A 26476-nucleotide genomic window follows, 5' to 3' on the forward strand; every position below is an offset into this window, starting at 1 on the left:
CCTCTTTGAAAAAGAGGGGAATGGCCTGAATAAAAAGCTGATCAAATCAAGAAAAGCTCCCTCCTTTTTTAAAGGAGGGTTGGGGAGGATTAAAGATGCTTAGGTAAGGAGCTAAGGAGCGATCATGAATAGTATTCCCGTTATGGAACTGCATAGCTCCACAGAAACAAATACGAAAATCACCAATACCACCTGTCCATATTGCGGGGTGGGTTGTGGCGTAACTGCAACTGTACAGGACACCGCGTTAGGTCAAAAAGTTTCGGTTGCAGGGGATGTGAATCATCCATCCAATTACGGGAAACTGTGCATTAAAGGCAGCAATCTGGCCGATACCATTGGTCTGGAAACACGCGTTCTTCATCCCATGCTGGGTCGTAAGAACCAGCGTGAAAAAACTGACTGGAATACTGCAACGGATTTAATTGCCAACAAATTTCAGCAATGTATCGATCAATACGGACGTGACAGCATTGCCTTTTATGTATCCGGACAATTGCTGACAGAAGACTATTATGTGGTGAACAAGTTCGTGAAGGGTTATTTGGGCACTGCCAATATTGATACCAATTCACGGCTTTGTATGTCATCTGCGGTTGCCGCTCACAAACGGGCTTTTGGTGAAGATATCGTACCGGCCAGCTATGAAGATTTTGAACATACCGACATGGTGGTGCTGGTCGGTTCAAATACCGCATGGTGTCATCCGGTTTTGTATCAACGCATCATGAAAGCCAAGGAACAGCGGGATCTGTTTGTGGTGGTGATTGACCCGCGCTTTACCAGTACCTGTGAAGCAGCCGACTTGCATTTGCCAATTTTACCGGGTCAGGATGTCACTTTATTCAATGGTTTATTGCAGTATCTGGCTCAGCAGGGTCATGCAGACCATGACTTTATTGCGCAATATACAGTGGGTTTAGAACAGGCTTTGGTGCACAGCCAAACTGAAGCCGCTATTGAAGATGTCGCAGTGCGTACAGGGATTTCACTGGAAAAACTGCAAGTTTTTTATGAGAAATTTGCCCAAACTGAAAAAGTGATGACCCTGTTTTCCATGGGGGTGAACCAGTCTTCACAAGGGGTGAATAAAGCCAATAGCATTACCAACTGTCATTTATTTACGGGAAAAATTGGCAAACTGGGGGCCGCACCATTTTCAATGACCGGGCAACCGAATGCTATGGGTGGACGTGAAGTCGGTGGACTGGCCAATATGCTGGCGGCGCATCTGGATCTGGATAATGCCAGCCATCAACAATTGGTGCAAAACTTTTGGCAAAGTCCGTATATTGCCAAACAGGCGGGTTTGAAAGCAGTTGACCTGTTTCAGGCGGTCGAAAGCGGAAAAATCAAAGCCATCTGGATTATGGCCACCAATCCTGTAGTGAGTTTACCGGATGCCGATCAGGTCAAGCGTGCCTTAGAGAAATGTGAGTTTGTGGTAGTGTCCGATATTTGCCAAGATACCGATACCACACAATATGCAGATGTGCTATTGCCTGCACTGGCTTGGGGTGAAAAAGATGGCACCGTGACCAATTCTGAGCGCCGCATTTCCAGACAGCGTGCCTTTTTAGATGAACCCGAGCAGGCCAAAGCAGACTGGTGGGCAATCAGTCAGGTGGCAAAAAAATTAGGCTTTAGTGGTTTTGATTTTAACAATAGCCATGACATTTTCCTGGAGCATGCACGACTCTCAGCCGAACAAAATTCAGACCTGAATCATCGCGGCGAAACGCCAAACTTCCGCTATTTCAATTTAAAGGCCTTAAGTGATTTAAATAAAACTGAATATGATGAACTGGAACCGGTGCAGTGGCCGCTTTGGTCGAAGCAGCAAGCCGATGGTGCAGTGGCACAAGTCTATGCCCAAGGGCAATTTAGCCATGCAGATGGCAAAGCCAAATTTATTGCCATTACTGCAGTCAATCCGGTCAATTCGGTCTGTAGTGAGTACCCTTTAGTGCTGAATACTGGTCGGATTCGTGATCAATGGCATACCATGAGCCGTACCGGTTTATCGGCCAATTTAAGTACCCATCGCGCAGAGCCTTATTGTGAAATCCATCCGCATGATGCCCTGAAATACGGGGTCAAAGATGGTGAATTGGTGGAAGTGAAATCGAAATGGGGTAACTGTGTTTTACGGGCGACAGTCAGTGATGATATTCGTCGTGGACAGGTCTTTGCACCAATTCACTGGAATGATCAGGTCGCATCCGATGCCCGGATTGGCAAAGTGGTCAATCCGGTGGTCGATCCGATTTCCGGTGAACCTGAGTTTAAACATACTCCGGTAATAATCCATCCATTTTATAGTCAGTGGCAGGGCGTGTTTTATGTGCGTCAGGGCTTTGAAAGAATGGTGCAGTCCTCCATTGAAAATACGGTGTGGTGGACGAAAATTACCACGGCTAAAGCGGTGCGCTATGAACTGGCAGACCGTAAAAAATTCACCACCACCACTGAACATTTAAAAGAGCTGTTACCGTTTCAGGATGAAAGTTTTGAATGGTTGAATATTGAAGATCTCACTGCACATATCAGTCACAGTGTGGTACTGAAAGATGGTCATCTGATTGCTAGTTTGTACATCGCACCTAAAGCTTTACTGCCAGATCGCGACTGGGTCGCCAGTTTGTTTAAGCGTGAACGTCTAAGTGCCATGCACCGCAAGGCACTGCTGGCCGGACAGCCGATGTCGATGGCAAATAATGAAGGGCCACTGGTGTGTAGCTGCTTTAAAGTCGGTAAAAATCGCATCATTGAAACCATTAAAGAAAAAAATATTACTGATGAAAAACAGGTCACTGCATGCTTAAAAGCAGGTGGAAATTGCGGTTCATGTTTGCCTGAAATTCGAGGCTTGATTAAATCCTGTCAAATGGAGGCGGTTGAATGAAGCAAGTAAAGACCAAATCAGTTTATCCAGATACAGACCTAGTCATATTAGCGGGTGGTCAGGCGCGGCGCATGAATGGCATCAATAAACTGTTGCAGCAATTTGATGATCAGATTCAGCTGATCAAGATTCATCAACAATTGAAATCACATGTTGCACAAGTTTGGATCAATAGTCATCGGGATTATTCGATTTATCAGAAAATTATTCCCAGCATTCATTGTTATCAGGATGATGAAAGCGGCTTTTTAGGTCCATTGATGGGGATGAAAAGTGCATGGTCGCATGTACAGGCAGACTATGTGCTGTTTGTCCCTTGTGATGTGACCTATATTCCTTCGCGAGTTCTTTTTAAGTTACATCAGGCGCTAGCCAAAAATAGCATGGCAGAAGTAGCCTATGTGGAGATAAACGGGATCGCGCTGTATCCATTTTGTCTGGTTAAACGAAGCAGTTTGACGACATTGATTGCTCATCTTGAACAAAAACAGCGCAGTTTAAAGCACTGTTTCGCAGATTTGCACGCTCAAGTGGCACGTTTTAAAAATCATGCCCTGTTTTTTCACAGTATTAACTCACTAGATGAGTTACAACAATATCAACAACTCAAATTTCTGCACTAAACCTGAAGAATTCGCCTTTTGGCACAAAGTTGGAACACTTATTGCAAATCCAATGATAACAAGATTGGGCGCTCTGAATCTTGCGCACAATAGATGTGCGGTAGCAAGGGGTTGCCTGAAGATGGATGTTCAACATGAATATGATGACAGAGCTTAAAACCGATGCGCAATTGGTCGATCAATTTGGTCGCAGCAAACGCAAATTGCGAATTTCAGTGACCGATCGCTGTAATTTTAAGTGTGTCTATTGCATGCCGGAACATCCCGAGTGGATGAAAAAACAGGATCTGCTCAGTTTTGAAGAACTCTATCAGTTTTGTGATTTTATGGTGCGTCGTGGCATCGAGTATATTCGCATTACTGGTGGTGAACCTCTAATGCGCCAAGGTGTGGTGCATTTTGTCGCGCAGCTTCAGCAGTTAAAAAAGCTTGGGCTGAAACGCATTTCCATGACCAGCAATGCCCACTATTTAAAAAAATATGCATTTGCTTTGAAACAGGCAGGACTGGATGATCTGAATATCAGCCTGGACAGTCTGGATGCCCATCAATTTAAACAACTGACCCAAAAAGATTTGGCCCCGGTACTGGAAGGCATTCGTGCTGCGCAAGCGGTGAATTTGCCGATCAAGATCAATTGTGTATTGATGAATGGCATCAATGACGATCAAATTCTACCTTTGGCATACTGGTCGGTTCAGCAAAAGATTATGCTGCGTTTTATCGAATTTATGCCACTGGATGGTGACCGTAAATGGTCGAGCGAACATGTGGTCAGTGAACAACAGATTCTAGACCGCTTAAGTACTAAATTTGTCGTAACTCAACAGCGAAGTGACGCTGCTCAATCTACTTCAGAGCCAGCACGACAGTATTTTATTGATGGTCATCCGATTGGAATCATTTCGACCATCACCAACTCATTTTGTGGCACCTGTGATCGGGTGCGTTTAACCGCACAAGGTGAATTCTATAACTGCCTGTTTGCGCCTCAAGGCTTGAATCTGAAAACTGAAATTAAAGCCCTGAATTCTTATGAACCTTTAAGTGAACTGAGCTTGGATGCTGCTTTATCTCAATATATCTGGAACAAAGAATCAGGTTTTCACGCCATACAACAACGTTTAAAAAATCAGCCATCGCGCAAAATCAGCATGCATATGATTGGAGGTTAAAATGCCACAGATCACAATTAAAATTGAAGCCTTCGGTGCAGTAGAAAGACAGTTGCCTGAAAACCTAGAAATGATCTGCAGTCCAAACAGTACGGTTGAGCAAGTTTTAGATCAAGTTGGACAGGATTATCCTGCAGCTTTAAACATGATTGAACGCTGTGCATGTGCCATCGGTGAGGACATTATTTCACGTCAAACCCAATTGCATACAGACACGACGCTGGTGCTGCTGTCACCTGTAGCAGGAGGTTGAAATGGAGTCACTGAAAGCATTTTCCAGAATTCAGGATACGGCTTTAACTTTAGACAGTTTCGATCAGATTGAGCATTTTCCTGAATGTGGCGGTATCGGTGTATTCATTGGCACCGTGCGCAATCATCATGAAGGCAAGGCGGTCAAGGCATTGAAATATACCGCTTATGCACCCGTGGCAGAAAAAATGGTTCGCCAGATTGAACAGGACATTCAGTACAAATATGGCGTGTCTTATGTGCGGGTAATTCACCGGATTGGCGCTTTGGATATTGGTGAAAAAGCCATTATCGCCATTGCCTATGCGGCACATCGCCGTGAAGCCTTCGCTGCCTGTGAAGAAGCGGTTGAACGGGTTAAGCATGAAGTTCCGGTGTGGAAAGAAGAATTTTATCTGGATGGCAGCAGTCAATATGTAGAAGGCTGTTGCATCCGTAAAGATGAAGCGGATGCAGCGCATACACATCATCATGAGCATCAGCATTGTGATCATCACAAGGGCAACGCCAAAGAGAATGTTGCACCGATTTATCAATGGCCGCTTTAATTGAACAAATATTGTGAAGAAGAAATTATAGGAATATGTAATGAAAAATGTCGGGATGAAGGCAGAAAGTTATCGGACAGCAGTCGCTACAGGGATTCTGCACGCACCACCGCATTGCATTGAGCTGTTACGAAATGGCAATACCGAAAAGGGTGATGCGTTAAAGACCGCGCGGATAGCCGGCATTCTGGCAGCCAAGCGTACTGATGAGCTCATTCCACTGTGTCATCCGCTGCCGATTTACCGTGCCGATGTGGAATATGAGCTGTTTGATGCCCATGTTGAGATTATTGCAACGGTCGAAACCATTGGCCCAACCGGGGTGGAAATGGAAGCCCTGACAGCAGTCAGTCTGGCCGGCTTAACGCTCTATGACATGCTGAAACCGCATTGTGAACCGGAAGATCTATGTCTGGATCAGGTTAAATTACAAAAGAAAAAAGGCGGCAAGTCACATTTTACTCGTGCCCTAAAAGAAACCATGCCAGCTTCAATCATTGTGTTGTCGGATACCGTGGCTGCTGGTAAAAAACCGGATACAGCCGGACAGAATGTGCTGGAAATTTTACAGGAAGCCAATTTTAGCGAGATTGCTTATCACGTCATTCCGGACAGTCCGGAACAACTGCTGGCCTTGATTGAACAGCAAAAAAATGACTATCCATTGATATTAACTGTCGGTGGTACAGGATTGGGGCCGAAAGATTTAACGGTCGAAACCCTTCAGCCTTTGTTAAAACGGGAAATTCCCGGCTTAATGGAAGCTTCGCGTAGTTTTGGACAGAAGCGCACGCCATATGCCGCTTTAAGTCGTGGCGTGGCAGGTTATATTGATAACAGTCTGGTGATGACTTTGCCGGGCAGTCGTCAGGGCGCGAAAGAATCTTTGATTGCGGTGCTGCCGGCATTGGTGCATTTATTTGATGTGCAAAAAAATATTCCCCATTCAGGTGGCTATCAATGAGCAGCACAATGTCGGGATGTGGTGCTGAATCTGGTCTGATAAGTGTAGATCAGGCACTGGATTTAATTCTGGAACGTACTCAAGCCTTAGTGATTGAACAACTTGAATTAAATCAGGCTTTAAATCGTTATTTGGCTGAAGATGTTTATTCCAGTATCAATTTGCCCTTATTTTCACAAAGTGCTGTGGATGGTTATGCCATTTGCTCGCAATCTCCCGTTGAAGCTACTAGCCGCTTTGACTTGATTGGAGAAATTCGGGCGGGGCAGCAGGCTGAATTAGAACTTCAAGCCGGGCAGGCGGTTCGGATCTTTACCGGGGCTAAAATTCCGTTTGGCACCACCACAGTGGCACGTCAGGAAATTGTCCAAGTTCTTGATACCAGCCAGATTGAAATCACTGAACATTTAAATACCCATGCCGATATTCGGGATGCCGGTGAAGAAGTCTCTGTGGGTCAATTGCTGGCCAGCTCAGGGCAATTTCTCTCTGTGGGGGCAATTGCTTCTTTAAGTATGGCCGGTATTCAAACGGTAAAAGTTTATCAATATCCCAAAGTGGCAGTGATTGTCACAGGTGATGAAGTGGCGAAATCGGTTGAGGATTTTGCAGCTGGTAAAATTTTCGATGCCAATGCCCCGATGATTCAGGCCTGGTTTCAGACGCTGGGGCAGCAGGTTGAAATTTTCCACGTTGCGGATACTGAGGATGCAGTAAAAGCTTTGATTCAGGAATTATCAAGCAGCTACGATCTGATTTTAACCACAGGTGGGGTATCAGTGGGGGATTATGACTTCATCCGTCCGGTTGCTCTTGCCTTAGGTTTTGAACAGATTTTCTGGAAAGTTAAGCAGAAGCCGGGTAAGCCGATGTTCTTTGCAGACTTGCAACGGCATGACCACTCACATTGCTATTTGCTGGGGTTACCGGGTAATCCTGCGGCTGTCTATGTTGGCATGCAAATTTATACTTCAACTCTACTGAATGTATTGCAAGGGCAAAAGCGGCATCCACAATGGTTTAGTGCCACATTGACTCATTCTATTAAAGCCGATGCCCGGGAACGTTTTTTAAGAATGTCGGCCCGTTTTGATCAATCGATGCTAAAAGTGCAAAGTTTGTCTAAACAGCAATCGCATATGCTGAGCAATCTCATGCAGGCCAATTGTCTGGTCCGCATTCCTGCGGGAGCAGTTTTATCTGAAGGACAGATTGTGCACGGTTTATTTATTCATTAAGGAACAGAATAATCATGAAAAAATCCCTGTTTTTCTCGGTCTGCCTAGCCTCTATATTTTCAGCTGCACATGCAGATACTGTCAAAATTTATGCCGCAGCCAGTCTGACCAATGCCATCAGCGATATTGAAAAAATTTATGAAAAGCAACATCCTAAAACAGATGTTGTAGCGGTATTTGGTGCTTCATCAGCCTTGGCGAAACAGGTCGAAGCAGGGGCCAGCAGTGACCTGTTTTTCTCTGCAGATCTGGACTGGATGAATTATCTGGTCAAAAAGCAAATCATTCAGGCCAATAAAGCCAAGCCATTATTGTTTAATCAGCTGGTGGTGATTAGCCCGAAAAATTTGAATATTCCTTTTAAAGCCCAATCCAGTTTTAATTTTGCCAAAGCCTTTCAAGGACGATTGTGTACTGGACAGATGGAGTCGGTTCCTGCAGGCAAATATGCCAAACAGAGTTTGATTAAGCTGAACTGGCTAGATCAGTTAAAGGGGCGGATTGTGGGCACTGATGATGTTCGTTCAGCCTTGGCTTTTGTTGAACGTGGCGAATGTGATGTGGGCATTGTTTACAAAACCGATGCTTTAATTAGTCAAAAGGTGAAGATTATTGGTACCTTCCCGGCAGATTCACATCATCCGATTATTTATCCGCTGGCGCTGACCAAACAGGGAGAAAAAAATCCGGATGCCATTCAATTTGAAAAATTTGTAAAAACCAGTCCTCAGGCGAAAAATATCTTTAAAAAATATGGATTTCGCATGAGCCAATCATAGGGTGTCGTGAATTGATGTTCAGTCCCGAAGAACTGAGTGCCTTATATCTTTCGGCAAAAGTCGCCTTATGGGCAACGCTGATTTGTTTACCTTTTGCCGTGGCACTGGCCTGGACGTTGGCACGCCATGAATTCAGGCTGAAATTTTTGGTCGAAGCCTTTTTACAGTTGCCAATGGTACTGCCGCCTGTGGTGTTGGGCTATTTACTGTTGCTGCTGTTTGGTAATAAAGGCTGGATTGGACAATATTTAAATACACTCGGCATTGAACTGGCCTTTAACTGGAAAGGCGCGGTACTGGCGTCGATCATTGTGGCTTTTCCCTTAATGGTGCAGCCGATTCGTCTGTCTTTTCAATTGATTAATCAGCAATTGGAACAGGTGGCCGGTTCGTTAGGGGCAAGTCCATTCAGGGTATTTTGCAGTATCAGCCTGCCTTTGGCTCTACCGGGAATGCTGATTGGAAGTATCCTTTGTTTCAGTCGGAGTCTGGGTGAGTTTGGCGCCACCATTACTTTTGTCGGTAATATTCCAGACGAAACTCGCACCATTCCGATTGCGATTTATTCCTTCTTACAGCAGCCTGATGGCGAAGAATTTGCCATGCGGCTGGTAGTTTTGTCTTTGTGTCTGGCATTTTCAGCCCTGATTGCGAATTATTTTATTCTGCAAAAATATCAACGCAAATTGGGAGCTTGAAATGTTGAAATGTGATTTTCAATATCGGCATGCTGACTTTCAGTTGAATGTGGAACTGGAAATGCAGCAGCAGCTGTTAGGTATAGTCGGGCCATCAGGCAGTGGTAAAAGCACTTTATTAAAAAATATTGTGGGTTTATTAAAGCCACAGCAGGGTTGTATCCAGTTGAATGGGCAGGTATTTATTGATACGCAGCAGAACATTGATGTGCCGATGTATCAACGTAAAATCGCGCTGATTTTTCAAAATGCCTTGTTATTTCCGCACATGAATGTCAAACAAAATCTGCTGTATGCAGAGAAATTGTTGGATCAAACGGAACAAAAATTTCAGTTTGATGAAATTGTCGAGTTGCTGGATCTGAAAGCCTTGATTCAGCGTAAGGCGCATCAACTTTCCGGCGGGGAAGCACAGCGAGTTTCCATCGGCCGTGCCTTGCTATCTTCACCCAATTTACTGCTACTGGACGAGCCATTAACCGGTCTGGACAGGAGTTTAAAACAGCAAATTTTACCGTTTTTTAAACGGATGAAAGATGAGCTGAATGTACCGATGATTTATGTTACGCATCATCCTGAAGAGCTGGAATACTTGGAAGCAGAGACTTTGCAATTACATCAAGGCACATTACAGCCTTTTTAGACTTCTTTTATAAATCATTTTTCAATGACTATACGTAATTTATAAAGCTAAAATATAAAATAGATATTAGCAGCTATTGGATTCACGAGTGTGGCATGGATGCCACACGTTTCCCATCCCTTGCGCTGCATTTTAAAGCAGTGCTTAAAACTGGCTCAGGAAGTCGTGTATGGGAAACAAAAGGTTTTTCTTGCAGACTTAAAATATATTTTAAAATCCTCATTTTGCCCTTTCAAAAGTTGAGATATTGCATACGCGAAAACATAAAAATTTAAACAATAAAATGAGGCTGTGCTAATTTTAAAAAGATCTTATAGGGAGCATTTTTTGATTTATGAATGAGACCCATTAAACTGAGGTGATTTAATTAGAATTAAGAAATAGCCTAAGCAGTTTAAATCCTCAACTGCTTAAGCGATCTACGATAAAAATCAAACGTGACTATTCAGACTTTTGATATTCATTGATGACTTCAAGCGCAGCACGGAAAGCTTCCTGAGTGGCAGGAGCACCACAGTATGGCAAACTGTGTAATAACACTTCCTGAATTTCTTCTACCGTCGCCCCATTATTAAGTGCACCACGCACATGGCCTTTCAGTTCGGTTGGGCTTTTTTGTGCAGTTAAAAAAGCAATGGTGATTAGTGAACGATATTTACGAGGCAGTACGCCTTCACGTTGCCAGGTTGAGCCCCAAGCATGCTCATTAATCCAGTCTTGTAAAGGCTGGGTAAAGGGCACAGTATTGTCTTGCGCACGTTTTACAAAAGTCTCGCCCATGACTTCGGTACGAACTTTTAAACCATTTTCAAAATCTTGTTGTGACATGTTTTGCTCTTTCAATCGTGATTAAAGAAAATATGAAAAGTGTATGCCTGAATGAAGGTTATGCGTATTGGTTTATGGTCGTAGTAGGATCTTGTTTATAGATTTAATTTGTGACAAGTAAAAACCATTAACCCTTTGGATTGGGTTAATGGTATGTACAAAAGAGTAGGTGAAATGGGTTATTGTGTATGTTTAACGACCAGCACAGGAACATGGCTAGCGGTCAGAATATCTTGGGCAATACTGCCAATAAAGGTTTTTTTCAAACCGGTCCGACCATGTGAACCGACTACAATTAAATCTGCTTTTAATTCATCGGCAAGCTCAGCAATGGCATCACTGGGCGATTGCTTGGCCAGAAGTTTCGTTGTGTTTTCAATACCTGCATTGGTGAATTTGAGTCCAAGTTCAGCCAGAATGTTTTTGGCATGTGCTTTGGCTTCCATAAAATAATCAGTCACACCGGGGACATTTTTATAAAAACTGACACTGGTTAAAGGGTCGATAATGACCACACTGACTATGGTCACTTTACTGCCAAAGGCTTTGGCCAAGACCATGGCCTGATCGGCTGCTGCTACGGCAATCGGCGAATCATCGACTGAAACTAAAATGTGTTGGTAATAGTCCATGATACTGTCCTCTTGTTGCAAGATTCGTTATCTGTTCTAAGATTAGCATAGCTAGGGTTGAGTGATATGAATACAAGATAAATATAACTTTTTATGATTTTTTATCAGATAGTTAAATAAATTAATGGTGATAGTTAAGGTGATTTGAAAAGGTTGATTCGGTCCGTGATAATCAGCTGCTATTTTGGGGAAGATTTTAGAGTCATTCTGTTATGTCTCTGGAGTATATCCAATAAAAAACCCTCATCTTTCGATGAGGGTTTTTCGTATTCTGGAGCGGGAAAGGAGACTCGAACTCCCGACCCCAACCTTGGCAAGGTTATGCTCTACCAACTGAGCTATTCCCGCAATGGTTGTGAATTATAGAGAGTTTAATAAAACTGTCAACTCTTTATGCTTCGAAATGTTGAATTAATCAGCACGACGCCAGATGGTACCTTGACGGGTATCTTCCAGAACCACGCCTTGATCAAGCAAAGATTGACGAATTTCATCGGCTTTGGAAAATTCCTTGGCCTTTTTCGCATCTTTACGTTGCTGAATTAGATCTTCAATTTGCTCTTCAGACAGACCTAGTGCCTCCTGACCGATATCAGATTTTAAGAAGTCATCTACATTGTGCTGTACTAAGCCTAAAATATCAGTCAAGTGACGCAAGGTTGAATAATACACCGCAGCCTGTTCGGCATTTTCATCTTTGACAGCGCGGTTCAGCTCTTTGTTGATTTCAAACAATACGGCAATCGCTTCAGCGGTATTAAAGTCATCACGCATGGCAGCATTAAAGCGTTCCACCAGTGCTTCATCTAAAGTAGCTACAGTTTTTTCACCATAGGCTTGTTGATAGGCTTTGAATGAATGATAGAAACGTGAAAGTGCTGTTTTTGCTTCTTTGAGTGCCACGTCAGAGAAATTCACCGGGCTACGATAATGTGAAGACACAATAAAGTAACGGATTACTTCAGGGTGGAATTTATCCATCACATCACGAATGGTAAAGAAATTGCCTAAAGACTTAGACATTTTTTCACCATCAACATTGATAAAGCCGACATGCATCCAGTAATTGACATACTGTTCGTCAGTTGACGCTTCTGACTGTGCAATTTCATTTTCATGGTGCGGGAACATCAAATCTGAACCACCACCGTGAATGTCAAAGTGATTGCCTAGGCAGCAGGTTGACATTGCCGAACATTCAATATGCCAACCCGGACGACCATTGCCCCAAGGTGAAGCCCATGACGGTTCATTTTCTTTGGCATGTTTCCAAAGCACAAAGTCAAAGGGATGTTTCTTTTCAACTTCAACATCGACACGTTCAGAGGCCCCGGCTTGCATATCTTCCAGTTTACGACCGGAAAGACGACCATATTTGGCAAATTTTTCTACTTGAAAATACACATCGCCATTTGCAGAGGGGTAAGCCGTGCCTTTATTAACCAGATTGCCAATCATGTTTTGCATCTGATCAATATAATCTGTAGCACGAGGCGCTTCATCCGGATGTAAGCAGCCCAAGTTTTCAGCATCTTCATTCATCGCCTGGATAAAACGATCGGTCAATGCAGTAATGCTTTCACCATTTTCATTGGCACGTTTGATAATTTTGTCATCAATGTCGGTGATATTACGCACATATTTAACGTTCCAACCTTGGCTACGCAGGAAACGGATAATGTAGTCAAATGCAACCATGACCCGAGCATGTCCAATATGACAGTAATCATATACCGTCATACCGCACACATACATGTCGATATGTCCTTCTTTACGTGGAACAAATTCAACTTTTTTACGTTGCTCTGAGTTGTATAGAACAAATGGTTGCATAGGTTTTCTAGAAGCTTATTGAAAATGGTGTTCAATCTTAACCTAAGCATTTTTTTTCATAAAGTTAAAACGAAAAAATGCAGGAATTTTTTAGGGAATATACCTTTATGCGAATGTTCAAGGTCATGGTTGATGATCTAAGATGGTACATTGCAAATAAAAATAATCAGCGATACATGGGGAAATAACAATTGAGCCATCAAAAGTGTATTTTTGAAATGGACAAAAGCCATCGCGGCTCACCATCATTTCTACACAATTCGTGAAATCTTGTACATTTAGAAACGTGACATTTGCATAGATATGATAAAATTGCGAAAATTATTTTTTGCTTGATTGAATCAACTCTGTATAGAGTAAAGGTAAACCTATTTTGAACCCACCAAATATGCCAAATCAAATAGACTTTCAAAAAGTTGCATTAGAAACTTTGCGTATAGAAGAACAAGCGCTGGAAATATTGGCGACGCAAATTGATGATCGTTTTAGCCGTGCCTGTGAAATTATCTTGCAGTGTCGAGGGCGTCTAGTCATTACAGGTATGGGTAAGTCGGGGCATATTGGTCGTAAAATGGCAGCTACCTTTGCATCTACGGGGACTCCTTCGTTCTTTATGCATCCGGGTGAGGCCGGGCATGGTGATCTGGGGATGCTGGTTCATGGTGATGTGCTGATTGCCATTTCAAACTCGGGCAAGAGCGATGAAATTATGATGCTCATGCCTTTGATCAAGCGTCTGGAAATTCCGTTAATTACCATTAGTGGTGATGATAAAGGCCCGATGCCGAAAAATGCCGATGTGGCTTTAACCTTGGGTAATATTCAGGAAGCCTGTCCATTGGGGCTGGCACCCACTTCAAGTACCACTGCAACGTTGGCTTTAGGCGATGCACTGGCTGTGGCTTTACTCGATGCTCGTGGCTTTACCGCTGATGATTTTGCCATGTCACATCCAGCTGGTGCTTTAGGTAAACGTCTATTACTTCATGTTAAACATTTGATGCATATCGCTTCGGAGTTGCCAAAAGTCTCTCCGGATACACCAATGAATCAAGTTTTATACGAAATCTCAAACAAGCGTCTAGGTTTAACCACAATTGTGGATCAAAATGATGTATTGCTTGGTATTTTTACCGACGGTGATTTACGTCGTTTAATTGATAAGCAGCAAGGTTTTGATGTGAACTTGCCTGTTTCAGAAGTGATGATCAAAAATCCGTTGACCATTTCGCAAGAAGCGCGTGCTGTTGAAGCCTTAGAGCGCATGAACGAAAAGAAAATCAATCAATTTGTTGTTGTAGATGATGTAAACAAGGTTATAGGTGTGATTAGCATGCATGACCTGATTCAAGCTGGGGTAAATTAATCAATGGCATCTTATATTTTACTGGAACAGGCGCGTCATGTTGAAGCCTTGGTTCTTGATGTCGATGGCATTTTAAGTGACGGTTTTGTGACCTTGACCAATACCGGTGACGAAATCAAGTCCTTTGATATTCGTGATGGCTTGGGTATGAAACTCGTACAGAAAGCGGGTGTGAAAGTCATTATTATTACTGGACGTAAAAGTCATATTGTAGAAAAGCGCATGTCGGACTTAGGTGTAGATCTGGTTTTTCAGGGCCGTGAAGATAAAGGTATGGCATTACGCGAAGCCTGTGCCCAATTGAATGTTGTACCAGAGGACTGTTTATATATGGGTGATGACTGGCCTGATCTTTCGGCATTTGCGATTGCCGGCATGAAAGTCACTGTGCCGAATGGTCATGTTGAAGTTCGCCGTCGTGCTGATTTGGTGACTCAGGCGATGGGTGGTCGTGGTGCGGTCCGTGAAATCTGCGATATGATTTTGATGGCCAAAGGAGCTTATGAGCAGCTGCTTGAAAAGTATACGGCTATCCCACATTAATAGTTAAATAATTCATTGAATTTGAGTTAAGTACCACACTTATGGATACAAAAGCTTTATACGTAACTGCTATAGCAATTGCAGCTATAAGTGGTGGTTACTACTATTACAGCGGTAAAGGTAAGAAGCTTGAGGTTGATTCAGCCCGAAGCATGACCTACTCCGCTGAAAAAATTAATCTCACTCAGACCGATGAGCATGGGAATTTGTACGTCCGTGCTACGGTAGATCGGCTTGAGCAAGATCTGCAAAAAGAAACGGCAAAACTTCAAAACTTAAATGCTTCTATGTATAAAAATGGGGCGGTTGATGCCACGTTTTATGCCAAAGTTGCAAACAGTTATGAAGATAACCAGCGTGTGGTTTTGTCCGGAAACGTCGTGGCGACTAAGTTAATGCAGCAGGGCAAAATGCAGTTTCAGACGCAAGAATTAACCGGATACCCGAAAACTCGCGAACTTGAAACCAATAAGCAAGTCATTGTGCAATCTCCCCAAGCTGAATTTGTAAGCCAAGGTCTGAAAGCCAATTTAAATGACGGTCAATACGAATTTTTTAATATTCGAGGAAAATATGAACCAAAATCTTAAGCTTACATTGTCTAAAACCTTGCTTAAGCAAGCAGCTTTGGTCGGTTTGGTTGTATTCTCATCGGCACCGGCATTTGCCATTCCATCAGATCGAAATCAGCCGATTTCACTGGTGGCTGACCGTGCAACCTATAATGAAAAAACCGGGGTGACGACCTATACCGGTAATGTCATCATCGAACAGGGCACCATGAGATTGCAAGCCAATTCAATTGTGGCCAATCTGAACAGTCAAAAAGAAATCAGTACCATTACTGCGACTGGTGGACCTGCACGTTTTCAACAAAAAGTAGATGTCAATAAAGGCTTGGCCAAAGGACAGGCACAAAAGATTCTTTATAATGCCCAAACCGGGATTATCACCTTGTCTGGTGGCGCATTGCTGCAACAGGATGGCGCAAGTATTCGTGGTAATACTTTGAAATATAGTATGAATAAAGGTGATGTCGAAGCGACGGGTACTCCAAATAATACGGGTTCATCTTCAGGTCGTGTACAAATCGTTATTCCACCATCTAGCTCAAAATCATTCCCAGGAGCACGTGATTAATGGATCAATCGCTAAATCAACCCCAGACCCTGTGTATCAAACATCTGGCCAAAAACTACAGTAAAAGATGGGTGGTTAAAGATGTCTCTTTTCAGATGCAAAGTGGACAGATTGTGGGATTGCTTGGTCCGAATGGTGCGGGTAAAACCACGAGTTTCTATATGGTGGTGGGTTTGGTTCGAATGGATAAAGGCGAGATTCATTTAGATAATCTCGATTTGTCCGATTTGGCGATGCATGAGCGCGCCCGTAAAGGGATTGGTTATTTACCTCAAGAGGCTTCTATTTTTAGAAAATTGACCATTTCTGAAAATATCATGGCGATTCTTGAAACACGTAAGGATCTCAACAAGCAGCAACGCCAACAGCGTCTGAATGAATTACTGGCCGATTTTAAAATCACGCATATCAAAGATTCCTTGGGGATGAGTGTGTCTGGTGGTGAACGCCGACGTGCTGAAATTGCCCGTGCATTAGCTGCCGATCCGAAATTTATGCTGCTGGATGAACCTTTTGCCGGGGTCGATCCAATCTCTGTTGGTGATATTAAGGATATTATTCGTAATCTTAAAGACCGTGGCATTGGGGTGCTGATTACAGACCATAATGTTCGAGAAACTTTGGCAATTTGTGAGCATGCTTACATTGTCAGTGAAGGGGCGGTCATTGCCGAGGGAACACCGCAAGAAGTACTGGAAAATGAAACAGTGCGCAAGGTTTATTTGGGTGATGATTTTACCGTTTAAAAAATAATCAAAAAAACAGATGATTTTGTCTTCAATAAATGACAAGATCATCTGCGTATGTAATATGTATTAAAAATAACAATTACTTTACAAAAAAAGCTGTATTTTTTACGAAATACACGAAGTATTCATAAAATAAAAAATTAACACACCAATGATGCTCAAGAATAAAAATGGCAAGATGGGGTTGTGTCAAAAGTTATTGCTGAGAAGCATACCGTGCCTGATCTGCATCATACCTTTGCACATGAGTTATGCCCAAGAAAACAGTCCTAATATATATAAGCAGTCGTTCAGTACTGGGATAAGTCAATTCTTTATGGCTAAGCCTGATGATGACCCCAATAAAGTGCAAATTCATGCACTAAGCAATTTTCGACTGGACACATCTAAAATCAGTGAACGACCAGCCACTCCATTAAGTTTTAATGCCGCTATTCTCCAGGCATTACAGCATAGTCCGGATATTTCCCAAGGTATTTCTGCGCTTACTCAACAGGATGCTTATATTGATGTTGCCAAAGCTGAGTATTACCCGCAGATTTCTGGAGGGCTATCTACCGGCGACTTGACTTCTGGTGAACGTGGACGTCAATTGATCAGTTTAAATGCAAGCCAGTTGCTCTATGATTTTGGCAAGGTTAAAAGTGGCGTAGATATACAGCAGGCAACGCTTATGGCTGAACAGGCAGGAGTTTTGGCGAGTATTGATCAAGTGGCCTATGAAACAGCGAATGCTATAGTCAATGTCAAGCGTTATGAGGAAATTACGCGAATTGCGCAGCAACAGATTGCTGGTATTACGAAAATTGCCGAAATTACCGATTTAAGGGCCAAGGCGGGCATCAGTACACAGGCAGACCCTGTGCAGGCAAGATCAAATTTAGAAGCAGCACAAGCACACTTAATCGTTCAGCAAACACAGCTAAAAAAATTTCAACAAAAATTAAGAACATTACTGGGGATGGATGTCACAAATCTGAGTTGGTCGTTGCCGGAAACTATAATTAGAAATTCCAATTTATATAGTGATCCCGAATTTAACAAAGTACCTAACATGATGTCTGCTCAGGCAGAAGTAGAGCTTGCTAAATTTCAAAAGCAGCAATCCAAATTAAGTCAGTATCCAAGCATTAAGTTAAAAGGTTCACTCAGTCAGGCCCTTAACGGACGTAACCCAAATAATAATGAAGATGATGGTTATTATAATTCTGTAATGATTGAAGTGAGCAGCAATTTATATCAAGGTGGTGCGCAGGCCTCCCAGACACGTGCAGCGAGTTATGCCGAAGAAGCAGCAAAGTCCAAGGTGAATTCAGTCTATCTGGATGTATTAGATGAAGTTAGGTCATTACGTGAAGAAGTGGATTATAAGCAAAAACAGTTAAATATCCTGGTTGCCCGTAAGCAAACCACCATTCGTACCCGAGAGCTGTATCAGGAACAATACAAACTGGGTACACGTACAGCTGTTGATTTACTCAATGCTGAACAGACTATTCATAGTGCATCTGAAGATATTGAAAATACCCGTTACGACATTTATGCAGCATTGGTGCGATATATCGCGGTCACAGGACGTTCGCGTGATCTTTATGATCTAAACCATATTTCAATTCAAGGATTTGAGATTCAGCCATGAATAATAAAAACAAAAATCAACCCTGGCTTCAGGCGGTACTGGCTATAGCCAGACATTATCGTATAGAACCTTCCGAAGAACGTATTCGTTTACAGCTGGAGTGGCATCCTAATCAAAGTGTGGATGATATATTGCTATTGATGACACGTCAGGTCGGGATGAGTCTACGCAAATCAGAATTCAGTATGGATGTGATCAATCCATGGCGATTACCGGTCATTGTGGAATTTCATGACGGGCAGGTTGGAGTATTAGAAAAGGTTGATGCTGAGGGCAATGCCAATATACAGCTCAGTGGTGATCAGGGGCTTTCACAGACTTTCACACTGGAATTGTTACAGGCACATATTCGTCATGTTTATATTATTCGCCCTGAAAAATCTGTACCTGATGCACGGGTGGATGAATATATCAAACCTTATGAAAGTAGCTGGTTCTGGTCTATTGTTCTGCGTGACTGGAAGCGATATATCGATGTCATGTTTGCATCCTTGATAGCCAATATACTGGCACTGGCAACTGTTGTTTTTTCCATGAATGTCTACGATCGTGTAATTCCGGCACAATCTGTTTCAACCTTGTGGGTACTTGCCGGTGGCGTATTGATAGCCGCAATTTTTGAATTCAGCTTAAGAGTCGCACGTATTTATCTATCAGATATTATTGGTAAACGTGCTGACCTGAAAATTTCAGACCGGGTTTTTGGTCATGCACTCAGAATAAAAAACAGTGAACGGTCCAGATCTACAGGAACATTTATTTCACAGATTCGTGAACTTGAGGGAGTTCGTGAACTAGTCACCTCAACCACCATTTCGGCAATTGCAGATCTACCTTTTTTTCTGCTGTTTCTAGCGATTTTCTGGATGATTGGTGGCAATCTGTTTTGGGTGATGGTTTTGGTTATCCCTTTAATGATTTTGCCTGGAATACTTGCACAAAAGTCTTTGGCAAAACTGGCAAATGAAGGCATGCGTGAAAGTGCCATACGTAATGCCATGCTGGTGGAAGCCGTACAGGGAATTGAAGACATTAAATTATTGCGTGCTGAAGCAAGATTTCAGAATCAGTGGAATCATTTGAATGAATCCTCAGCAGATATATCCATGCGGCAACGAAAAATTGTGGGTGTTATGAATGCATGGACGCAGAAAATTCAGGGTTTAACTTTTGCTATAGTTGTACTTGTAGGCTGTTTTGCTGTCATGCAAGGGGAGATGACTACCGGTGCTCTGGTTGCCTGTTCAATGCTATCTTCACGTATGTTGGGCCCTATTGTTCAGATTACAGGTGTGTTGGGGCGCTGGCAACAAGCCAAAGTGGCCAAGAATGGACTGGATGAATTAATGAAAAAACCGGTAGATCAGCCGGATCATGCACATTTAATTCATCGTCCGGCGCTGAATGGTCATTATGAATTCACAGGTGTGACTTTTAAATATGGTGAGGATGATCCAAGACCCAGTCTGGTGATTCCGAATTTAGATATAAAACCGGGTGAAAAGATTGCAATTCTTGGCCGTAATGGTGCCGGGAAATCAACCTTGCTGCAATTAATGTCAGGCATGCAAACGCCAGTGCAAGGCAAAATTAAACTGGATGGTGTGGAATTAGGTTTAATCGATCCTTCAGATGTACGTCGTGATATGGCTTTATTGAATCAGCATGCACATCTATTCTTTGGTACTGTTCGTGAAAACCTGAAGTTAGGTGCTCCCTTAGCCAGTGATGAAGAAATATTAAAAGCGCTGAAAATTACTGGGGCAATTCACTTCGTCCAAGAAAAGAAAGAAGGTTTGGATCACATGATACTTGAAGGTGGTTTCGGTTTTTCTGGTGGGCAAAAACAAGCACTTTTATTGACACGGCTACTGGTACGCCAACCCCATATCTTATTGCTGGATGAACCTACTGCACCGTTTGATGATGTATCAGAAAAGCAGCTGATCGATCATCTAAAATTGTGGCTGGGGCAACGTACTCTGGTTGTTGCGACTCATCGCCGTGCAGTGCTGGAACTGGTGGACAGAATTATTGTAGTGAATGAAGGCCGGATTGTGATGGACGGACCTCGCGACCAGATTCTTAATCAAAATCAGTCACAACAACGTCAGGTTGCAGGAGCGAATACATGAGTGCATCACAATTCGGACATCCGATCAAAGTGACTGAATTAGAGCCACCATTACCCAAAGTTAGTTTATTTATCTGGATGATCTGTCTGGGATTGTTGATCTTATTACTATGGGCATGGTTTTTTAAACTAGAAGAAGTTTCTGTTGGAACAGGTAAAGTTGTACCTTCCTCCAAAGAGCAAATTATTCAATCACTGGAAGGTGGAATTCTAACCAAACTGAATGTGCATGAAGGTGAAATAGTGAAGCAAGGTCAGATACTGGCCCAGCTTGATCCTACGCGGCTTGAATCTACCGTGGGTGAATCCGCATCATTACTTTTATCTTCACGAGCTACGGCTGCACGATTAAGTGCTGAAGTTAATGGAACAGTGCTATCTTTTCCGGCTGATGTACGCAAGGATAGTCAATTGGTCCGAGAGCAAACAGCACTCTATCATTCACGTCGTGCCAATCTGGAGCAATCCTTATCAGGGCTGTCTCAGGCGTTAAACCTGATTGAACAGGAACTGAATATGACAGAACCTTTGGTAGCTAAAGGGGCTGCAAGTGAAGTCGAAGTTTTACGTTTGAAGCGTGAAGCGAATAATCTTCGTAATCAGATGAATGACATTCGCAATCAATACTATGTGAAGGCGCGTGAAGAGCTTACTAGAGCGAATACTGATGTAGAAACTCAGCAACAGGTGGTTAAAGGCAGATCAGATACTTTAAGCCGGACGGTTTTTAAAGCACCTGTCTATGGTGTAGTCAAAGAAATTAATATCATGACCATTGGTGGCGTTATTCCGCAAAATGGCAAGCTTATGACCATAGTCCCTTTAGATGAACAGTTATTGATTGAGGCACGAATATCTCCACGTGATATTGCTTTTATACATCCTGGGCAAGAGGCAATGGTGAAAATCACAGCATATGATTATTCCATTTATGGAGGCTTAAAAGGTCAGGTCACCATGATTTCACCAGATACCTTGCGTGATGAAGTGAAGCAGGACCAGTTTTATTATCGCGTTTATATTCGTACCAATAGTGATAAGCTCATTAACAAAGCTGGAAGGCAATTCAGTATTAGTCCGGGTATGGTAGCAACAGTAGATATTAAAACGGGACAAAAATCGGTACTGGATTACCTGATTAAACCTTTTAATAAAGCACAGGAAGCACTACGAGAGCGTTAATTCGTGATAGGGCAATAGCCAAGAAAAGCCTCCTTTTAAGGGAGGCTTTTTTATCCGCATGCCATTTAAACAGGCTATACTGCAACAATGTTGTTATATACCGAAGATTTATGCCATTTACCCTTGCCGCAGCAGTGAGTTTTGAAGAAGAAATTAAGAAAAGTCGCTTTCAGGCGATTGCTGTCCCTGTTGAAAACGAACAGGCGGTCAAAGACTTTCTGGAAATGAATAAGGATCTGACCACGACGCATCAGTGTTGGGCTTGGAAAATTGGCCATCAGGTTCGCTTTAACGATGATGGTGAACCATCCGGTACTGCGGGTAGACCTATATTGGGCAGTATTGAGGGTAATGAATTAACCAATATTTTAGTTCTGGTCAATCGCTGGTATGGCGGAATTAAACTGGGTACAGGCGGATTGGTGCGGGCTTATGGGGGCTGTGCCGGACAATGCCTATTACTAGCTGAAAAAATTGAACTGATTGAAAAGAAAAAAGTGCATTTTGCCTGTCAGTTTAATGAATGGGCCATCTTTCAATATGAACTGAATCAACAGCAAGTTGAATTTAAAGAAGACTATACTGCGACAGGCGTAGAGGTCGAAGCCTTACTTCGAATCCATCAGATTCAACCCCTGTCATTGAAAATCCAGGATGTAACCCGTGGCCGTGAACAGCTGCATATCGTAGAAGAAGAAGAACATGACTGAGCAAGATCCACTGTTAAAATATCGTGAACAGCATAAGCACCGTTTGAATTATATGCCGTGGCTATATTGGTCATTAAAAGCGAAAAACCGTGGCTGGGCTGAAGCCTGGCAGCAAGAGTATCAGGCCTATTTGATGGACATGGAAACCATTGAGATTGGTGAAAACTGTTTTATTTCACCACTTGCCCATATTTTTGCCGAGCCGGGACGGAAAATTAGCATCGGAGACAATAGCTTTATTGCAGCCGATTGTACCCTGCATGGTCCTTTAGAGATCGGCAATGAAGTTGCCATTAACCATCACTGTATTCTAGATGGTGGTCGAGCCGGTATTAAGCTGCATGATCAGGTACGCATCGCTGCCTATGCGCACCTATATGCCTTTGATCATGGTATGGAACTGCAACAGCCGATTTACCAGCAGCCAGTTCGTTCTCAGGGGATCGAGATTGGACAGGACGTGTGGTTGGGTGCGCATGTCGGGATCAAGGATGGTGTGCAGATTGGTGCTCATGCCATTATAGGCATGAATAGCATGGTCACTAAAAATGTGGAAAAGGCAGCCATTGTTGCGGGAAATCCTGCGACATTTATCCGTTATCGGGATTAAAAAATTCAATAAAATGAAGATGAATGAAGCACTAAGTTTAATTACATAAAAGCATGCAAACTATGTAACAGATATGCTAAGTTAAAAATAACAATTAGACTTAAAGCCTGTAGAGGCGAAAAGCGAGGCGAAAATGAAACGTGTAATCGCTTGTATTGATTCATCTCCATGCGTGAATGCAGTGGCCGAAGCTGCAGCATGGGTTGCAAAGCAGACCCAGCGTGAATTGGTGTTATTACAGGTTTTAGATTATTACCCTGCAAGTTATCATTTGGGGGAAATTAGTGGTGTCATCGGTTTTGAAAGTAATGCAATGTTACTGAAAGAGCTGGCAGAACTTGAACAAAAACAAAGTGAACTGGCGCTAGACTACAGTAATAATCTGTTGAAACATATTACCGAAATGATTCAGCAAAAGTATCAGATTACCGCTTCGCATGTTCAAGAAAAAGGTGATTTTTTAGAACAGAGCTTTCAAGTGCTCAAAGATGATGACATAGCCATTATCGGTCGAGTGGGAGAGCGCTCTGCGGAGCGCAATAAGCCAATTGGAAGTAATGTCGAAAACTTTATTCGTGGGGCAAAATGTACCGTAATGACCGTGGGTGAATCATTCAAAGCACCAACACGTTTCATTTTTGCCTATGAATATTCACCAACCTGTGTCAGTTTAATGAAACGTGTGGCACAGAGTGATTTATTAAAGTTATTACAATGTCATTTATTGTATGTGGGTGATCATCCGGAAATACTCAATGAACCTTCCGAGTATTTAAGGGATGCAGGACTTGATGTAGTCACAGAATATCGTTATGGGGATGTTTCGGAAAATATTCTTGAATACCAGGCTGAACATGGGATACAACTGATTGTATTGGGTGCGTTTAGCCACAGTAAAATTCGGCAGTTCTTTTTGGGTAGTGTAGCTACCAGTATCTTTCGCAACTCCTCTGTTCCCTTATTGGTCGTCAAATAATGGAGTTCTGAAAAGTCCTGTTTTACTGGAATAATGTGATTAATAATTCATCATAGTTATCCGCATAAGTTGTGGATAACTATATGGATAGTATTTGTAAATAACTAATAAATAATTAAAAAAACAAAAAGTTTGTTTTTTAATCTTTGTGTAATTATTTTACAATGGCGAGGGCAAAACCATCGTGTCCTTTGCTTCCCACGGTTTGTAGGGCTGTGCAAGACAGAATCCGTGGATTGTCCTGTAAAGCGACAAACATGTCGCGGATTCCTTCAATACTTGGTTTGTGATTTTCAGGATTGATGATGTCACCGGCACGAATCACATTATCCAAAACAATAATGCTACCTGAATGGGACAGATTTAGACTCAATTCCAAATATTCAGGATAACTTTGTTTGTCGGCATCAATAAAGATAAAGTCAAACGGTTCAAAATCTTCAGGCAAGGCTTTTAATATATCTGCCGCACGACCCACCTTAAGCTCAATCGTTTGTGGCAGTTGGGCTTTATCAATATTTTCCTGACCCAATGCGGCATGAGTGTCGCGACCTTCAATCGTCAGGATATATCCATCTTCAGGAAGCGCACGGGCCAGCCACATGGTGCTGTAAGCGGCAAAAGTACCCAGTTCAAGCACACGCTTACACTTGTTCATTTGAATCAGCATTTGCAGCAGCATACCTTGGTTCGGTGCTACGGCAAGGTGATCTGGAAAACCTTTATCTTCAGTATTTTTTAATGTCTGTAAAAGAATCGGGTCTTCTGGAATTAAATGTGAATCGATGTAAGCATCAATCTCTGTCCACATTTGTTGCATAGTTATGTCACCTTTGTTGCGATGCATGCATTTTAAACCTTTCCATTCAGAGTGCAATTTATCGTTTGGGTTTATTGAAAATAGGGCAATAAAAAAGAGATCACGCAGATCTCTTTTTGAATAGCTTGCAAGATTTAGTTATTAGCCATCTTAGTAGTTACACATTGAAGAATGACGGGATAAATCCGGCCCCCAGGTACGATAGCCTTGCGTATCAATATGAATTTGTCCTGAAGCATATAGTCCAAGTCCCATATTCAGGCTTTGACCATTTTGTGACCAGAACTGGCATAACTTAAATTTGGTATTTTCGATGAAGGCATAATCTTCAGGATGAGGATAGGCTGGCCCAATACGAAAATCGATAGCAGAGTTAAATAAGTGGCGTGAAGAATTGGCTCCACCTGCACATTGGTTCAGTGGTAAATCACGATAAACTGAAGTGACTTCAAATTCAGTCAGTACTTTGGCTGCAATCAAATATTTAAAAACGCGTAAAGTTGGAATCTGGTTGGCCCACAATTCACGGTTTGGAATCATGTATTCTGAACGGCCACACTTTTGCCAGTCACGTGCGGTACGCATGAGCTCAAAACTTGGAATAATGTTGCCGACACCATTACGTTCCAAAAATGTTTCATATTCTCGGACTTGTCTGAGATTATTTCCTACAGCAACCCAAGAGTTATAAGCATAGGGCACTGTTTTAGGAGGAATAGGACGATCAAAAATAATGCGTTCTTGAGGAATGAAGATCCGTTTTCCGTCGGGAGTTGTGCTAATACTTCCTTGCTTCTGAGGGGATGTTGTACATCCAATCATGACAAGAGGGATTAAACTGAACCCAATTAATCCCTTGAGAAAATGCTTCATTATAGAAATCAAATATTTATAAATACGTGTATTATTTTAATATAATTTGAAGGATAAAATTTGAAAATATTGCAATCAAATGTTTTTTTAAGTATAAAAAAAGATCAGCACATGCTGATCTCTTTTTAAGTCTAAGAACAGTATTATTTTTCCAAATACTGTAACTTGTCCGCTTTACCATTCCATTCTTCACGATCGGCAGGCTGATCGCCAATCTGGGTAATGTTCGGCCATTTTTGTGAAAGTTCAGTATTCAGTTCAATAAAGACTTCTTGACCTTCAGGTAACTCGTCTTCCGAGAAAATAGCATTTGCCGGGCATTCAGGTTCACACAATGCACAGTCAATACATTCATCAGGATTAATCACGAGGAAATTTGGACCTTCGTAGAAACAATCTACCGGACAAACTTCTACGCAGTCTTGGTATTTACATTTAATACAGTTTTCAGTGACAACAAAGGTCATGGCGACAGCTACCTAAAAAATATGGTTCTAATTACTCTTGCTGTATTTTAGGCAAAAAAGTAGGTAACTAACAATTGCTTTTATTGATATTTATTATATATAAGGCTGTTAATTTTGCTAAAAACTGAACATATCCTTAAAAATATGTA

General features: G+C 42.3%; 27 protein-coding genes and 1 tRNA gene. 21 read left to right on the forward strand and 7 right to left on the reverse strand.

Annotation, left to right across the window (positions count from 1 at the left end; genetic code table 11):
• Positions 1 to 124 precede the first annotated feature (124 nt).
• The 10 genes from FB6_RS05170 to FB6_RS05215 all read left to right on the forward strand — a co-directional run bounded on the left by FB6_RS05170 (position 125) and on the right by FB6_RS05215 (position 9825).
• The gene (locus FB6_RS05170; RefSeq protein WP_174558977.1) at positions 125 to 2905 is read left to right on the forward strand and encodes a nitrate reductase; all 2781 of its coding nucleotides are present in this window, start codon (positions 125 to 127) and stop codon (positions 2903 to 2905) included.
• Positions 2902 to 3528 carry a molybdenum cofactor guanylyltransferase gene (gene mobA, locus FB6_RS05175; protein ID WP_174558978.1) on the forward strand — a complete coding sequence of 209 codons (627 nt, stop codon included), beginning with the start codon at positions 2902 to 2904 and terminating at the stop codon, positions 3526 to 3528. The genes FB6_RS05170 and mobA overlap by 4 nt, the downstream gene beginning before the upstream one ends.
• A 134-nt stretch (positions 3529 to 3662) precedes the next feature.
• Complete coding sequence (gene moaA, locus FB6_RS05180) at positions 3663 to 4703, forward strand: GTP 3',8-cyclase MoaA (protein WP_174558979.1); 1041 nt, start codon at positions 3663 to 3665, stop codon at positions 4701 to 4703.
• A 1-nt stretch (position 4704) separates the two neighbouring features.
• A complete protein-coding gene (locus tag FB6_RS05185; RefSeq protein WP_174558980.1) occupies positions 4705 to 4956 on the forward strand; it encodes a MoaD/ThiS family protein in 252 nt (83 codons plus the stop codon).
• 1 nt (position 4957) lies between these two features.
• On the forward strand, positions 4958 to 5503 hold the full coding sequence (locus FB6_RS05190; protein WP_174558981.1) for a molybdenum cofactor biosynthesis protein MoaE: 546 nt from the start codon (positions 4958 to 4960) through the stop codon (positions 5501 to 5503).
• 40 nt (positions 5504 to 5543) lie between these two features.
• Positions 5544 to 6467, forward strand: a complete 924-nt coding sequence (moaCB, locus tag FB6_RS05195) for a bifunctional molybdenum cofactor biosynthesis protein MoaC/MoaB (protein WP_174558982.1) — start codon at positions 5544 to 5546, stop codon at positions 6465 to 6467.
• 8 nt (positions 6468 to 6475) lie between these two features.
• Positions 6476 to 7705: a molybdopterin molybdotransferase MoeA gene (locus FB6_RS05200; protein ID WP_438819957.1), complete on the forward strand. Its 1230-nt coding sequence runs from the start codon at positions 6476 to 6478 to the stop codon at positions 7703 to 7705.
• A gap of 14 nt (positions 7706 to 7719) precedes the next feature.
• Positions 7720 to 8484, forward strand: a complete 765-nt coding sequence (modA, locus tag FB6_RS05205) for a molybdate ABC transporter substrate-binding protein (protein WP_174558984.1) — start codon at positions 7720 to 7722, stop codon at positions 8482 to 8484.
• A 14-nt stretch (positions 8485 to 8498) separates the two neighbouring features.
• Positions 8499 to 9182, forward strand: a complete 684-nt coding sequence (gene modB, locus FB6_RS05210) for a molybdate ABC transporter permease subunit (protein ID WP_174558985.1) — start codon at positions 8499 to 8501, stop codon at positions 9180 to 9182.
• 1 nt (position 9183) lies between these two features.
• Positions 9184 to 9825, forward strand: a complete 642-nt coding sequence (locus tag FB6_RS05215; RefSeq protein WP_174558986.1) for an ATP-binding cassette domain-containing protein — start codon at positions 9184 to 9186, stop codon at positions 9823 to 9825.
• A 441-nt stretch (positions 9826 to 10266) separates the two neighbouring features.
• On the opposite strand, the gene FB6_RS05220 is transcribed toward FB6_RS05215, so the two are convergent.
• The 4 genes from FB6_RS05220 to cysS all read right to left on the reverse strand — a co-directional run bounded on the left by FB6_RS05220 (position 10267) and on the right by cysS (position 13118).
• Positions 10267 to 10653, reverse strand: a complete 387-nt coding sequence (locus FB6_RS05220) for a carboxymuconolactone decarboxylase family protein (protein ID WP_174558987.1) — start codon at positions 10651 to 10653, stop codon at positions 10267 to 10269.
• Positions 10654 to 10832: 179 nt separating this feature from the next.
• Positions 10833 to 11285: a universal stress protein gene (locus FB6_RS05225; RefSeq protein ID WP_174558988.1), complete on the reverse strand. Its 453-nt coding sequence runs from the start codon at positions 11283 to 11285 to the stop codon at positions 10833 to 10835.
• Between the two features lie 272 nt (positions 11286 to 11557).
• Positions 11558 to 11633 (reverse strand) — tRNA-Gly (locus FB6_RS05230).
• A gap of 63 nt (positions 11634 to 11696) precedes the next feature.
• Positions 11697 to 13118: a cysteine--tRNA ligase gene (gene cysS / locus FB6_RS05235; protein ID WP_174558989.1), complete on the reverse strand. Its 1422-nt coding sequence runs from the start codon at positions 13116 to 13118 to the stop codon at positions 11697 to 11699.
• 388 nt (positions 13119 to 13506) lie between these two features.
• On the opposite strand from cysS, the gene FB6_RS05240 reads away from it, so the two are divergent.
• The 11 genes from FB6_RS05240 (at position 13507) to FB6_RS05290 (ending at position 24167) form a co-directional block, all read left to right on the forward strand.
• Complete coding sequence (locus FB6_RS05240; RefSeq protein ID WP_174558990.1) at positions 13507 to 14484, forward strand: KpsF/GutQ family sugar-phosphate isomerase; 978 nt, start codon at positions 13507 to 13509, stop codon at positions 14482 to 14484.
• Between the two features lie 3 nt (positions 14485 to 14487).
• A complete protein-coding gene (locus FB6_RS05245; protein WP_174558991.1) occupies positions 14488 to 15027 on the forward strand; it encodes a KdsC family phosphatase in 540 nt (179 codons plus the stop codon).
• A gap of 41 nt (positions 15028 to 15068) precedes the next feature.
• A complete protein-coding gene (gene lptC / locus FB6_RS05250) occupies positions 15069 to 15617 on the forward strand; it encodes an LPS export ABC transporter periplasmic protein LptC (RefSeq protein ID WP_174558992.1) in 549 nt (182 codons plus the stop codon).
• Complete coding sequence (lptA, locus tag FB6_RS05255) at positions 15601 to 16167, forward strand: lipopolysaccharide transport periplasmic protein LptA (protein WP_174558993.1); 567 nt, start codon at positions 15601 to 15603, stop codon at positions 16165 to 16167. Before lptC ends, lptA begins: the two co-directional genes overlap by 17 nt.
• Positions 16167 to 16913 carry an LPS export ABC transporter ATP-binding protein gene (gene lptB / locus FB6_RS05260; RefSeq protein WP_174558994.1) on the forward strand — a complete coding sequence of 249 codons (747 nt, stop codon included), beginning with the start codon at positions 16167 to 16169 and terminating at the stop codon, positions 16911 to 16913. Before lptA ends, lptB begins: the two co-directional genes overlap by 1 nt.
• Before the next feature lie 181 nt (positions 16914 to 17094).
• On the forward strand, positions 17095 to 18555 hold the full coding sequence (locus tag FB6_RS05265) for a TolC family outer membrane protein (RefSeq protein WP_174558995.1): 1461 nt from the start codon (positions 17095 to 17097) through the stop codon (positions 18553 to 18555).
• Positions 18552 to 20690, forward strand: a complete 2139-nt coding sequence (locus FB6_RS05270; protein ID WP_174558996.1) for a type I secretion system permease/ATPase — start codon at positions 18552 to 18554, stop codon at positions 20688 to 20690. The genes FB6_RS05265 and FB6_RS05270 overlap by 4 nt, the downstream gene beginning before the upstream one ends.
• Complete coding sequence (locus FB6_RS05275) at positions 20687 to 21871, forward strand: HlyD family type I secretion periplasmic adaptor subunit (protein ID WP_174558997.1); 1185 nt, start codon at positions 20687 to 20689, stop codon at positions 21869 to 21871. Before FB6_RS05270 ends, FB6_RS05275 begins: the two co-directional genes overlap by 4 nt.
• Before the next feature lie 110 nt (positions 21872 to 21981).
• Positions 21982 to 22581 (forward strand): IMPACT family protein, encoded by a 600-nt coding sequence (locus tag FB6_RS05280; RefSeq protein ID WP_174558998.1) that lies wholly within the window; start codon positions 21982 to 21984, stop codon positions 22579 to 22581.
• Positions 22574 to 23191: an acyltransferase gene (locus FB6_RS05285; RefSeq protein WP_174558999.1), complete on the forward strand. Its 618-nt coding sequence runs from the start codon at positions 22574 to 22576 to the stop codon at positions 23189 to 23191. Before FB6_RS05280 ends, FB6_RS05285 begins: the two co-directional genes overlap by 8 nt.
• Before the next feature lie 133 nt (positions 23192 to 23324).
• The gene (locus tag FB6_RS05290) at positions 23325 to 24167 is read left to right on the forward strand and encodes a universal stress protein (RefSeq protein WP_174559000.1); all 843 of its coding nucleotides are present in this window, start codon (positions 23325 to 23327) and stop codon (positions 24165 to 24167) included.
• Positions 24168 to 24321: 154 nt separating this feature from the next.
• On the opposite strand, the gene FB6_RS05295 is transcribed toward FB6_RS05290, so the two are convergent.
• From FB6_RS05295 to fdxA, 3 genes are all read right to left on the reverse strand, one after another.
• Positions 24322 to 24987 (reverse strand): O-methyltransferase, encoded by a 666-nt coding sequence (locus FB6_RS05295; RefSeq protein WP_174559001.1) that lies wholly within the window; start codon positions 24985 to 24987, stop codon positions 24322 to 24324.
• 150 nt (positions 24988 to 25137) lie between these two features.
• Entirely contained in the window at positions 25138 to 25860 is a 723-nt protein-coding gene (locus tag FB6_RS05300; RefSeq protein WP_174559002.1) for a D-Ala-D-Ala carboxypeptidase family metallohydrolase, read from the reverse strand.
• Positions 25861 to 26003: 143 nt separating this feature from the next.
• Positions 26004 to 26327, reverse strand: coding sequence for a ferredoxin FdxA (gene fdxA, locus FB6_RS05305; protein WP_004651686.1), 324 nt, complete (start codon positions 26325 to 26327; stop codon positions 26004 to 26006).
• Between the last annotated feature and the right edge of the window lie 149 nt (positions 26328 to 26476).

The organism is Acinetobacter bouvetii, from assembly GCF_902753875.1.
GTDB lineage: Bacteria > Pseudomonadota > Gammaproteobacteria > Pseudomonadales > Moraxellaceae > Acinetobacter > Acinetobacter bouvetii_A.